The sequence below is a fragment of the Roseomonas sp. F4 genome (genome assembly GCF_053891155.1).
In genome coordinates, this window is the sequence record NZ_JBSSHK010000002.1 from 1 (window position 1) to 12,253 (window position 12,253).

General features: G+C 71.3%; 9 protein-coding genes. 6 read left to right on the top strand and 3 right to left on the bottom strand.

Features of this window, described 5'->3' with window-relative positions; genetic code table 11:
- Positions 1-2,293: membrane-bound PQQ-dependent dehydrogenase, glucose/quinate/shikimate family (locus ACVFYP_RS07570; protein ID WP_499199553.1), on the top strand; the 2,293-nt coding region annotated here is incomplete at its 5' end.
- A 40-nt stretch (positions 2,294-2,333) separates the two neighbouring features.
- On the opposite strand, the gene ACVFYP_RS07575 is transcribed toward ACVFYP_RS07570, so the two are convergent.
- The 3 genes from ACVFYP_RS07575 to ACVFYP_RS07585 form a co-directional block, all read right to left on the bottom strand.
- Positions 2,334-4,790, bottom strand: coding sequence for a pyrroloquinoline quinone-dependent dehydrogenase (locus ACVFYP_RS07575; RefSeq protein WP_499199554.1), 2,457 nt, complete (start codon positions 4,788-4,790; stop codon positions 2,334-2,336).
- 75 nt (positions 4,791-4,865) lie between these two features.
- Positions 4,866-5,111, bottom strand: coding sequence for a hypothetical protein (locus ACVFYP_RS07580; RefSeq protein WP_499199555.1), 246 nt, complete (start codon positions 5,109-5,111; stop codon positions 4,866-4,868).
- A 29-nt stretch (positions 5,112-5,140) separates the two neighbouring features.
- Positions 5,141-7,366, bottom strand: coding sequence for a primosomal protein N' (locus tag ACVFYP_RS07585; protein WP_499199556.1), 2,226 nt, complete (start codon positions 7,364-7,366; stop codon positions 5,141-5,143).
- Positions 7,367-7,466: 100 nt separating this feature from the next.
- Here ACVFYP_RS07585 and fsa point away from each other — a divergent pair, with 100 nt between their 5' ends.
- From fsa to ACVFYP_RS07610, 5 genes are all read left to right on the top strand, one after another.
- Positions 7,467-8,123, top strand: a complete 657-nt coding sequence (gene fsa, locus ACVFYP_RS07590; RefSeq protein WP_499199557.1) for a fructose-6-phosphate aldolase — start codon at positions 7,467-7,469, stop codon at positions 8,121-8,123.
- Positions 8,120-8,833: a DUF484 family protein gene (locus ACVFYP_RS07595; RefSeq protein WP_499199558.1), complete on the top strand. Its 714-nt coding sequence runs from the start codon at positions 8,120-8,122 to the stop codon at positions 8,831-8,833. Before fsa ends, ACVFYP_RS07595 begins: the two co-directional genes overlap by 4 nt.
- A gap of 1 nt (position 8,834) precedes the next feature.
- The gene (locus ACVFYP_RS07600; RefSeq protein ID WP_499199559.1) at positions 8,835-9,773 is read left to right on the top strand and encodes a tyrosine recombinase XerC; all 939 of its coding nucleotides are present in this window, start codon (positions 8,835-8,837) and stop codon (positions 9,771-9,773) included.
- A 258-nt stretch (positions 9,774-10,031) separates the two neighbouring features.
- Entirely contained in the window at positions 10,032-11,087 is a 1,056-nt protein-coding gene (locus ACVFYP_RS07605) for a family 8 glycosyl hydrolase (RefSeq protein ID WP_499200461.1), read from the top strand.
- A gap of 82 nt (positions 11,088-11,169) precedes the next feature.
- On the top strand, positions 11,170-12,252 hold the full coding sequence (locus ACVFYP_RS07610; RefSeq protein WP_499199560.1) for a hypothetical protein: 1,083 nt from the start codon (positions 11,170-11,172) through the stop codon (positions 12,250-12,252).
- Position 12,253 lies beyond the last annotated feature (1 nt).

Genomic DNA, 12,253 nt, shown 5'->3' on the forward strand with positions numbered 1-12,253 from the left:
GCTGTTGTGGCGCGGCCGCGCTGCCGCGCTGGCGGTCTTCGCGCTGCTGCTGGCCGTGACCCTGGCTTGGTCGATCTGGGAGGTCGGGCTGGACTGGTGGGCGCTGGCGCCGCGCGGCGGGCTGCTGGTGGTGCTGGCGCTGGTGATGCTGACGCCCTGGGTCACCCGCCCGCTTGGCACCCGCGCCCGGGCCGGCGGCGGCCTGGCGCTGAGCCTCGTCCTGCTCGCCGCCATGGTCACCGCCGGCGTCGCCATGCTGCGCGACCCGCATGACATCGCTGGCACCCTGCCGGAGCGTCGCATCGCCGTCGCCCCTTCCGGCATCCCGGATGGGGAATGGCACGCCTATGGCCGCACCGGCCTCGCCCAGCGCTTCTCGCCGCTGGACCAGATCACGCCGCAGAACGTCGCGCGGCTGGAGGTCGCCTGGCAGTACCGCACCGGCGATGTGCGCGGCCAGCCGGGCGAGCCGGAGGAGACCACCTTCCAGGTCACGCCGCTGAAGCTGGGCAACCGCCTGTTCCTTTGCACCCCGCACCAGGCCGTCATCGCGCTGGATGCGACGACGGGCGCCGAGATCTGGCGCTACAACCCCGCCATCCTGAACGACCTGGCCTTGCAGCACCTGACCTGCCGTGGCCTGGCCTACCTGCCCGCCCCCGCGCTGGATGCGCCTCTCCCGCCGCCGCAGAACCCGGCGCGGCAGGCCGCGGCCCGCGCTGCCGTGCCGAACCTGCCGATTGCCACCGCCAACAACGTGCCGGCCGCCGATTGCGGCGCCCGGCTGTTCATGCCGACCGCCGATGGCCGCGTCATCGCGCTGGACCCCGAGACGGGCGCGGTCTGCCGCAACTTCGGCGAGGGCACCGGCCAGATCAATCTCTGGGCCAATATGCCGAACCCGAATCCCGGCGGCTATTACTCCACCTCGCCGCCCGTGGTCGCCAATGGCGTGCTGGTGGTCGGCGGCACCGTGCTCGACAACGTCTCCACCACCGAACAGTCCGGCGTGATCCGCGGCTATGACGCGCGCAGCGGCGCCCTGCTGTGGAACTGGGATTCGGGCGCGCCGGAGGTCACCACCCCGATCGCACCGGAGGGCTTCTATACCGCCAACTCGCCCAATGCCTGGTCGATCCTCAGCGCCGATGCGGCGCTCGGCCTGGTCTATGTGCCGCTCGGCAACCAGCCGCCCGACCAGTTCGGCGGCAATCGCAGCGCCAATGTGGAGCGCTTCTCCTCCTCCGTCGTGGCGCTGGATCTCGCCAATGGCGGACTGCGCTGGGTGTTCCAGACCGTGCATCACGACCTGTGGGACTATGACGTGCCGTCCCAGCCCACGCTGATCGACCTGACGGTGAACGGCCAGACCGTGCCGGCCCTGGTGCAGCCCACCAAGCAGGGTGATCTGTATGTGCTGGACCGCCGCACCGGCCAGCCGATCCTGCCGGTTCGGCAAGTCCCAGCTCCGCAAGGCGCCGTGCCGGGCGACAGCACCGCGCCGACGCAGCCCGTCTCCGCCCTGAGCTTCAACCCGCCGGCCCTGACCGGCGCCCGCATGTGGGGCGCGACCCTGCTGGACCAGATGGCCTGCCGCATCCAATTGCGGCGCCTGCGCTATGAGGGTCGCTACACGCCGCCCTCCCTGCAAGGCTCCATCGTCCATCCGGGCAATTTCGGTGTCTTCAACTGGGGCGGCATCGCCGTCGATCCGGAACGGCAGATCGCCTTCACCACCCCCGCCTCCCTCGCCTTCGTCTCCCGCCTCATCCCGCGCGGTGACGCCACCACCCTCTACGTCCAGGGCGGCAATCCGCCGGAAGGCGCGCTGCCGGCGCTGAACGAGAATTTCGGCGCGCCCTATGCGGTGCAGATGAGCCCCTTCCTCTCCCTCATCGGCCTGCCCTGCCAGCAGCCGCCCTGGGGCTCGGTCGCCGGTGCGGATCTGACGACGGGCGAGATCGCCTGGCGCCATCGCAACGGCACCGTCCGCGACATGTCGCCGATCCCGCTGCCCTTCCGCATGGGCGTGCCGAGCCTCGGCGGCCCGCTGCTGACGCGCGGCGGCGTCGCCTTCCTGTCCGGCACCGTCGACGATTATGTGCGGGGCTATGACACCACCACCGGCAACCAGCTTTGGGAATCCCGCCTGCCGGCTGGTGGCCAGGCCACGCCGATGACCTATACCGGCGCCGACAACCGCCAGTACCTGCTGGTCATCGCCGGCGGCCATGGCTCGCTGGGCACCACCGCCGGCGACCACGTCATCGCCTACGCCCTGCCGGGGCGCTGAGCTTCGCGGGCCGGTCCTGCGACCGGCCCGCAATGGTCTCTCACCTCGCGCCGTCTTCCAGCGCATAGACCACCAGGTGGTCGCCGGTCGCCGTTTCCAGCCGCGAATGGCCGGTGGCCACCATCGCCACATATTGGCGACCCTCATGCACATAGGTCATCGGCGAGGCCTGCCCGCCCGCCGGCAGCCGCGCGGTCCAGAGCAGGCGGCCCGTCTCCGTCTGGAAGGCGCGCAGGTAGTTGTCCTGCGCGGCGGCGATGAAAGTCAGGCCGCTGCCGGTCAGCAGCGGGCCGCCGATATTCGGCGTGCCGACCTGGATGCGCAGGCGCATCGGCACCCCAAGCGGGCCGGTGTCGAAGGCCGTGCCCAGCGGCCGCGACCAGAGCAATTCGCCCGAGGCGAGATCGGTCGCCGCCAGATAGCCCCAGGGCGGCGCGATGCAGGGCATGTCGAGCGGCGAGAACCAGATCGGCCGCTTGACGCCATAGGGGGTGTTGGCCTGCGGTGCCACGGTCTGGTCCGGCCGCGCCCCGCCATCGCCCACCGCGACATCGGTGACCTCCGCGCGCGGCACCATGACCACGTGGTTCGGCAGACGGCTGTGGTTGGTGATGGCGATCAGCCGCGTGCTGTCCACGCCGACGCCACCCCAGTTGATGCCACCGATGGTGCCGGGGAACAGCAGCATGCCATGCGCGCCGGCCACCGGCGGCGTGTACATCCCCTCGTAGCGCATCTGGTGGAACTGGATGCGGCACCAGGCGGCATCCAGCGGCGAGATGCCGAAGGTGTGGCGCGCATCGATCCGCTCCGGCTCGCGGCCCGGATGGGCGGCGAAATTCGGATAGAAGGTGGATTGCGGCTGGGTCGGCGACAGACGCTCCCCGCTCAGCGTCGCGCCCTGCGGCGCGGGGCGCTGCTCGATCGGGCGCAGCGCCTCGCCGGTCGCGGCGTCGAACAGGAACAGCGATCCGGTCTTGGTGCCGAGCAGTACGGCGCGGCGCGACTGGCCGTCGATCGGGATGTCGAGCACCGTGGGCTGCGCACCGATGTCATAATCCCACAGGTCGTGATCGACCGTGGCATAGGACCAGCGGGTTGCGCCGGTTTCCAGCTCCACCGCGACGATGGCGGCGGTGGCGCGGTCCTCCTCCGCGGTGCGGTCACCGCCCCAATGGTCGGCGCCGGAATTGCCGGTGCCGAGGAAGACCAGGCCGAGCGATTCATCGGCCGAGATCACGTTCCACACATTCGGCGTGCCGCGCGGATAGATCTCGCCCGGGGCCAGCGGCGCCCGCGCATCGGGACGATGCGCATCCCAGGCCCAGGCCAGCGCGCCCGTGCGCGCGTCATAGGCGCGCACGACGCCGGAGGGGGAATCGCGGCGCTGATTGTCGCTGACCTGCTGGCCGATGATGAGGAAGTCCCCGACCACCGCGGGGCCGGAGGTGTTGGAGGCGAAGCCCGGATCGCGCAGCCCCATCCCCTCCGTCAGATCGACGACACCATTGGTGCCGAACTCCGCGCAGGGCTGGCCCTGTCGCGCATCGAGGGCGATCAGCCGGCCATCCGCGGTGGCGACCAGGATGCGTTCGCTGCACGCGGCCTCGCCGCGCGTGCCGTGATGGCCGACGGCGCGGCAGGCGACGCTGAACAGCGATTCCATGGCGCGGGCAGGGGTGCCGGGGTCGTAATGCCAGCGCTGCTCCCCGGTGCCGGGATCCAGTGCGAAAACCTGCGCGCTGCTGGTGCAGAAATACAGCGTGTCATCGACCTTCAGCGGCGTGTTCTGGGAGGAGAAGAACACCCGCTCATTCGCCGCGGTATCGCCGGAACGATGGCTCCACACTTCCTGCAACCGATGCACATTGGCCGGGGTGATCTGGACCGCTGGCGAGTAGTGGCGGCCGAGATTCGACCCGGCATAGGCACGCCAATTCTCCGCCGTGTTGGTCACCTCCGCTGTATTGGCGGGCAGTGGTGGCCGGGCGGCGGTCTGGGCCGGCTCCTGCGGCCTTTCCCAGAGCAGCGCGATGCCGCCGCCGACCAGCAGCAGGCAGGCCGCCGTGGCGCCTCCCACGGCCCGGCGCGCCCAATGGCCCGGCCGGTGCCGCGCCATGACGGAGGCGGCGAGCACCGCCGCGAGCAGGATCAGCACCAGGGCGACGCGGCCGGCGAAATCGAAGATCCAGCTTGGCATCCAGCCCTTGCCGGCGATCTCCGCCAGGGCCCAGGCCAGTGCCACGACGGCGGCAAGGCCAGCGGCCAGCGCCTCCGCCCGGCCGGAGGCGCGGAAGCCGAGCCAGGCGGCGACCAGCAGCAGCAGGCCGCAGATCAGGTGCATGGGCGTCCCGCCCAGGGCCAGCAGCCAGCCGCCGAGCACGGCCTGGCCCAGCCCGAGCAGACCCAGCAGCAGCAGCAGAGCTCGGTGGAGAAACAGCCATCCCCGTGATGGCCGTGTGGGCGTGACCGCCCCTTCCTTGGTGTTCCGTTCCATGCCGACCCCCGCGTTACGTAAAATTCACGTAGGCGGGAACGTCATGCTTTTGTCCGGGTTTCGCCCGGCTTGGCTTTACCGCGTGGGTTCCGGACTCCGGCCGGGACAGCCGCAGATCGGGCAGCGCCAGCTTGGCGCGGAGCCTTGTGGCGCACGATGGGTCTCTCGCTCACAGGCGCCGACCAGGTCGCTGGCGATGCCGCCCGTGCTGGTGCGGGTGGTGATGACACTGTTCGCCATGGCCGGGACGGGCAGGCAGGTGAAGGCGGCCAGGCGCAGAAGGCGCCGGCGGCCGGCAGGCGCAAGAGAGGAGGGGCTCATCGGCGGCTCCGGGAAGCAACGGCGGCAGTCTACATGAAGCCCACCGGGTCCACATCCACCTGCACGCGCACGGAATTCGGCAGCGTCACCCGTTCCAGCCATTCCCGGATCAGTGGCTGCACCTGCACATCCTTGCGGGCCTTCAGCAGCAGTCGCCGCCGGTGCCGGCCGCGCAGCAGCGCGAGTGGCGCCGGCGCCGGACCCAGCACCTCCACCCCCTCCGCCCGCGGCGCCGCGAGGCCTAGGTCGCGCGCCGCGCGGTCCGCCTCCCGCTCATCCTCGGAACTGACCACCAGCGCCGCCAGCCGGCCGAAGGGGGGCCAATGCCCCGGCCGGCGTCCGGCCGCCTCCGCCTGCATGAAGGCTTCGAAATCGTGGGAGACGAGGGCCTGCATCACCGGGTGGTCCGGGTTGAAGGTCTGCATCAGAACCCGCCCCGGCGCCTCCGCCCGGCCGGCGCGGCCGGCCACCTGGTGCAGCAATTGTAGGGTCCGCTCCGCCGCCCGCAGGTCGCCCCCCGCCAGGCCCAGATCGGCATCCACCACGCCGACCAGTGTCAGCCCTGGAAAATGCCAGCCCTTGGCGACGATCTGCGTGCCGATGATGAGGTCCACCTGCCGGTCCGAAATCGCCGCCGCCGCGGCGGCCGCGGCGGCCGGGCCGGGGATGGTGTCGCTGGCCATGACGATGCGACGCGCATCGGGGAACAGGGCCGTGGCTTCCTCCACCACCCGCTCCACCCCGGGTCCCACGGGCGTCAGCGTGCCGGGAGCGCTGCATTCGGGGCAGACCGGCGGGATCGGCTCGGCATGGCCGCAATGGTGGCATTGCAGGCGCTTCTGGGCGCGGTGTTCCACCAGCCAGGCGGTGCAGTTCGGGCAACGCATGCGGTGGCCGCAGGCGCGGCACAGCGTCAGCGGCGCATAGCCGCGCCGGTTGAGGAACAGCATCGCCTGCTCCCCCCGCGCCAGCGTTTCGCGAATCGCCTCCACCAGGACCGGGGACAGGAAACGGCCGCGCTCGGGGGGGGATTTCCGCAGGTCCAGCGCTTCGACCACCGCCATGCCGGCGGCGCCATGGCGTTCCGGCAGGTCGAGGTGGCGGTAGCGGCCGGATTCCACATTGTTCAGCGTTTCGAGGGAAGGGGTGGCGGAGACGAGCACGATGCTCGCCTTGGCCAGCCGGGCGCGCACCACGGCCATGTCGCGGGCGTGGTAGACCACGCCTTCCTCCTGCTTGAAGGCGGTCTCATGCTCCTCATCCACCACGATCAGGCCGAGATCGGGGAAGGGCAGGAACAAGGCGGAGCGTGCCCCGACCAGCACCTGCACCCCTCCCTCCGCCACCGCCCGCCAGGTTTTTGCCCGCGTTTTGGACCCCAGCTCGGAATGCCACAGCGCCGGGTCCACGCCGAAGCGTTTCCGAAAGCGCTCCAGCCATTGGGCGGACAGCGCGATCTCCGGCAGCAGCACCAGCGCCTGCCGCCCCTGGCGCAGGCATTCCGCCACGGCGTCCAGATAGACCTCCGTCTTGCCCGAGCCGGTGACGCCGGTCAGCAGCGTCACGCCGAAGTCCCCCGAGGCCACCTGCGTCCGCAGCGCCGCCGCCGCCGCATCCTGCTCCGGCCCCAGCACCGGGCCGGGGCGTGCCAGGTCCGGCGGGTCAAAGGCCAGGCCGGGGGGCAGCAGCGCCGGCACCAGCAGCCCGGCATCGGCCATGCCGCGGATCACGCCGGGGGAGACGCCCGCCGCCGTGGCGAGATCCGGCCCTGTCCGCACCTGCCCGGGCGCCAGCATGGCCAGCACGCGGGCGCGGCCGGGGGTGAGGCGGGACGGCAGCGGGGCGTTGGACAATTGCCAGCCGGCGCGGGCCGGCGGCGGTTCCAGCCCGGCCGGGGAACTCATCGCCATGCGCAGTACGGCGCCGGGCGGGCTCAGCGTGTAGCTGGCGACCCAGGCGACGAAGCGGCGCAGCGTCTCCGTCATCGGCGGCGCGTCCATCACGCCCGCGATGTCGCGCAGCTTGCGCTCCGGCAGGTCCGGATCGGCCGCCCCATCCCAGGCGACGCCCACCAGCTCCCGCCCCCCCAGCGGCACCACCACGAAATCGCCAGGCTCTACGGACAGGCCGGCCGGAATGCGGTAGTCATAGGCCCCGGCGGCAAGCGGCAACGGCAGCAGCACCGGGATTCGTGGCGCGGAAGCCACGCCCGGCAGTTGGTTCGGTTGCGATGACTTCCACCCGGGCAGGGCCATGCTCTATGCTCCGAGACGAACGAAACCGAAACAAGTTTGTTGGATATGCCGGGCGGCCGGGCCAAACGCCGCCGCCTTGCGACCAAAGGAAGCGCGACTGATGAAATTCTTCGTGGACACCGCCGATGTGGCCGAGATCCGGGCCCTGGCGGAATCCGGCCTGGTCGACGGCGTCACCACCAATCCCAGCCTGATCGCCAAGTCCGGACGCAAGATGTCGGAGGTGATCGCCGAGATCTGCGCCATCACCGAAGGCCCCGTGAGCGCGGAGGTCACCGCGACGGACTTCGCCGGCATGCTGGCCGAGGGCAAGTATCTGCGTGACATCGCCGCCAATGTCGCGGTGAAGGTGCCGCTGACGGAGGCCGGGCTGCGCACCTGCCGGGCCCTGTCGCAGGAAGGCACGCCGGTCAATGTCACGCTCTGCTTCTCCGCCGCCCAGGCCCTGCTGGCGGCGAAGGCGGGCGCCGCCTTCATCTCGCCCTTCGTCGGCCGGCTGGACGACATCGCCACCGATGGCATGACGCTGATCGGCGACATCGTCCAGATCTACCGCAACTATCCGAACCTGAAGACGGAGGTTCTGGTCGCCTCCGTCCGCCACCCGATCCATCTGGTGCAGTCGGCGAAGCTGGGTGCGCATGTGGCGACGCTGCCGCCCGCCGTCATCCGGCAGTTGCTGAAGCATCCGCTGACCGATAGCGGCCTGGCGGCCTTCCTCGCCGACTGGGCCAAGACGGGGCAAACTATCCTGTGACACGCTGCGCCGCGACCCTCCTCGACCCGTCCCTTGATGCGATGGCCGAGGAGGTCGCGGCGTATCTGCGCGACCACCCGGATTTCCTGGCCCGGCGGCCGGAGCTGTATCGCGCCCTTGTCCCGCCGCGCCGCATCCATGGCGAAAACCTCGCCGACCACATGATGGCCATGGTCGCCGCTGAACGCAGCCGCACCCGCGCGCTGGAGGCGGAGATGCAGGCGGCGATCGAGGATGGCCGCGCCGGCGCCACGCTGGTGATGCGGGTGCGACTCGCCGTGCTCGCCTTGATGCGGGCGCGGGATGTGGTGGAGAGCGTGACCCAGGAACTGCCCGCTTTGCTGCGGGTGGATAGCTGTACGGTGCTGGCCGAGCCCGCGCCCGCCGCACTGGGCCTGCCGCGCCGGCCGGAACTGTCCTTCACCTTTCGCCGGGCCGGCATCCTGCCCCTGCCCGCCGGGGCGGTCACCCGACTGGTCGGCCGCGGTCGCGACGCCCGGGTGCGGACCGAGGTGACGGACGCGACCCTGCTGCATGCCGAGGCTGCCGGGCTGGTGACCCGGGACGCGCTGGTGCGCGTGCCGCTGGCCTGCGGCACGCCCTGCCTGCTGGCGCTGGGCGCCCGCGATGCGGCGGCGCTGCCGACCCGGCAGGTGGCCACCACCCTGGCCTTCCTCGGCCGCACCGTCGCCGCCGCCATGTCGCGCTGAGATGGGCGGGGCGGAGGCGTTGCAGGGCTGGCTCGCCATGCTGGCGGCCGAACGCCGCGCCAGCCCGCATACGGTGGAGGCCTATGGCGGCGATCTGCGCCTGTTCCTCGGCTTCCTGACCCAGCATCTGGGGGAGGAGCCGGATGTGGCGGCGCTGGGCGCGCTGCGGCCCGCCGATCTGCGCGCCTTCATGGCGGAGCGGGTGCGGCAGGGCGATGGCAATGCCACCCGCGCCCGCCGGCTTGCGGCGCTGCGCGGCTTCCTGCGCCATCTCGCGCGCCGGCATGGACAGCCGACCACGGCGCTCACCGGCCTGCGCGGCCCCCGCGCGCCCAGCGCCGTGCCCCGCGCCCTGACGCCGGAGGAGGCGCGGGAGGTCGCCTTCGGCATCGGCGCGGTGCATGACCCGGACCGCGCGGAACTGCCGCGCATGCAGGCGGCGCGCGACGTGGCGCTGTTCACCCTTCTCTATGGCTGCGGCATCCGCATCGCGGAGGCTCTGGCGCTGGATGTGCGGGATGCACCACGGCCCGGGCAGGACGGCGCGCTGCGCGTCACCGGCAAGGGCAACAAGCAGCGGCTGGTGCCGGTGCTGCCGGTGGTGCGGCAGGCGATGGGCGCCTGGCTGGCCGAGCATCCCGACCCCGCGCCCGATGCGCCGCTGTTCGTGGGCGCGCGCGGGGCGCGACTCGATCCCGGCGTAGCGCAAAGGTCGCTGCGCAACTGGCGGCGGTTGGCGGGGCTGCCGGAACACGCCACGCCGCATGCCTTGCGCCATTCCTTCGCCACTCATCTGCTGGGGGCCGGGGCCGATCTGCGTGCGATCCAGGACCTTCTGGGCCATGCCAGCCTGTCCACCACGCAGCGCTACACCCGAGTCGATGCCGTAGGGCTGCTGGAGACCTGGCGTGCGGCGCATCCGAGGGCCGATCAGGGCTGATGAAGCCGGAATGATACGGGTCAACTGACGGCAGCTTTCAAAAATTGGTGATAAAAGCCGCGATGCTGCGGCGCCCGCTTTGACGTGAAGATGTATTCGGCAGCGTCACACAACTCATGCGGGTAAATTTCTGGACGTCGGCACTGAATGGTTGTTGATTGCGTTAATCAACCTCCCATTCACCTGCTGCTGCGATCCTTGGAACGCATGTCACATCCCCATTCCCGTCGCGCCCTGTTCGCCCTGGCGGCCGCACCGATGTTTCCGGCGCCGTCGCTCTCTGCCCCGGCCGTCGCGGGCCCTTCGGCCAGCGCTCCCGGGGTCGCACCGCTTGAGGCGGTGGAATGGCAGGCCTTCTGCAGTCGCTTCCTGCGCCCCGACGGAAGGGTGGTGGATACCTTCAACAACGGCATTTCCCATAGCGAGGGGCAGGGCTGGGCGTTGATCTGCGCCGAGCAGGCGCTGGACCGGGAAACCTTCGACCGCGTGCTGGGATGGACGCTGCGGGTACTGGCGCGGCCCAATGACGCGCTGCTGTCCTGGCGCTTCCGGCCCGATGCCTCCGGCGTCAGCGGCGTGGTGGATGACCCCAATAACGCCACCGATGGCGATCTGATGGTGGCCTGGGCGCTGCTGCGCGCGGGCCGGAGGTGGCGTTCGCCGGATTACACCGCGCAGGGCGTGGCGATCGCGCGCGATGTCCTTCGCCTGCTGATTCGCCAGGTGGGGGAGGAGACGGTGCTGCTGCCCGGTGCCAGCGGCTTCGAACAGCGCGACCATGTGGTGGTCAACCCCTCCTACTACGCCTTCCCGGCCTTACGGGCGCTGGCGCAGGCGGTGCCCGATCCGACCTGGCTGCGCCTGGCCTCGGACGGCCTGTCGCTGCTGCGCCGCGCGCGCTTCGGCCGGTGGAGCCTGCCGGCCGACTGGCTGGCACTGCCGCGGGCAGGTGGCAGGCCCGCGCCGGCGCCCGGTTGGCCGGCCCGATTCTCCTATGACGCCGTGCGCGTGCCGCTCTATCTGGCCTGGGCCGGCTTGGGGCGGGAGCCAGCGGCGGTCGGCGCGGCGCGATTCTGGTCGGACCCGCAGCATGCGCGGATGCCGGCCTGGACCGATTTCGGCAGCGACTCAATCTCGCCCTATGCGGCGCCGGTCGGCATACGAGCCGTGGCCCAATTGGCGATCGCCAAGCACGGCGAGCTGGATCAAATATCGAGTTTTCCCTCGATTATCGAGGTGCGAGACTATTATTCAGCCATCTTGACACTGCTCGCCCGTCTCGCTTGGCGAGATTCCTTGACAGCTTCTATATAGCCCTGGTGTTTCGGGATAGATTAGGTATTCCCTAACCGTCGCGTACACGGCATGTTGCGGCGCGATGGGGGGTATATCTCGGATGCGCCAGGACACGGATGTTGCCAGGGTTGCCGCCGCTCTGCGGGCACCCGCCATTCGTTACCGCAGTTTCGGCAATGAACCCGTCCGGACGCCGCTTCCGGCGCCGGAATCCGGGCAGGGCCTGCTTGGCGCCGCGATGAACGCGGCGGCGCAGGTCGCGCAGCAGCAGGGCCTTCCGCCCGCCGAGCCCTGGCAGTCGCCGCACGCCTGGAACGAGGCGCCGCCCCCCGCCTGGCCGGAGCCGCAGCCGGCGCCGCACGTTTCCTGGTCCGCGCCGTCGGAGCCCTTGCTCGCCTCGCTTTCGGCGGAGCCGACGCCCGCGCCGGCGCCGGTGGAGCCGACGCCTGCCCCACCCCCGCCTGCGCCGCCGCCCGTCGCCGTTTCGGTAGAGCCAGAGCCCTATGTCTGGACCGCGCCGCAGGAGCCCGCCCCGGCGCCCGTTAGCCCGCCCGAGCCACCCCCGCCGATCGCCTACACCGCGCCGGAGCCTGAAGCGCAGCCTGTCGCCACGGGTTGGACCCCGGTGCCTGCCGCGCCGGAGCCACCGCCAGCACCCGCCGCTGTAGAGACTGAGGCCACGGTGATGGTCGCGGCCCCCCGGGTTGAGGTGGCGCAGGCCGAGGCGCCCCCGCCGGAGCCTCCGAAGGTGGAGGTGGCGCCCGCCCCCGCCGCGCCGGCGCAGCCGAATTATGGCGTGGCTGATATGGGTCTGCTGCGGGCGGCCGATACGATGGTCGCGTTGCCGCCCGCGCGTCTCGCCGTCTCGACCCTGTCGGCGCTCTCCGCCACGCCGCCCAAGGTGGAAGAGGCGCCTGCGGCCGCACCGCGCAGCCTGTTCCCGCTGATCGATGCCCTGGACCTGCCCGGTGGCCTGGCCGCCCGGCGCGGTGGTACGGCGGCGCCGGCGCCCGAGCCCGCCGCCCCGGCCTCCGTTCCGCTGCCTCCTGCCATCCTCCAGGCGGCCGAGATCGATCTGCCGCTGGCGGAGCTGTTGCGTCTTCTGGCCGCGGACCCTGCGGAAAGCGCCGGCGCCTTCCTCGACCTGCGCCGTCCTTCCCAGGCGATCGCGTCGCAATCCTGAT

What these genes read in the sequence shown, in the direction of transcription:
- ACVFYP_RS07575 (WP_499199554.1), bottom strand. Translation starts at nt 4,790, where the DNA reads ATGGAACGGAACACCAAGGAAGGGGCGGTCACGCCCACACGGCCATCA.
- ACVFYP_RS07580 (WP_499199555.1), bottom strand. Translation starts at nt 5,111, where the DNA reads ATGAGCCCCTCCTCTCTTGCGCCTGCCGGCCGCCGGCGCCTTCTGCGC.
- ACVFYP_RS07585 (WP_499199556.1), bottom strand. Translation starts at nt 7,366, where the DNA reads ATGGCCCTGCCCGGGTGGAAGTCATCGCAACCGAACCAACTGCCGGGC.
- fsa (WP_499199557.1), top strand. Translation starts at nt 7,467, where the DNA reads ATGAAATTCTTCGTGGACACCGCCGATGTGGCCGAGATCCGGGCCCTG.
- ACVFYP_RS07600 (WP_499199559.1), top strand. Translation starts at nt 8,835, where the DNA reads ATGGGCGGGGCGGAGGCGTTGCAGGGCTGGCTCGCCATGCTGGCGGCC.
- ACVFYP_RS07605 (WP_499200461.1), top strand. Translation starts at nt 10,032, where the DNA reads ATGTTTCCGGCGCCGTCGCTCTCTGCCCCGGCCGTCGCGGGCCCTTCG.
- ACVFYP_RS07610 (WP_499199560.1), top strand. Translation starts at nt 11,170, where the DNA reads ATGCGCCAGGACACGGATGTTGCCAGGGTTGCCGCCGCTCTGCGGGCA.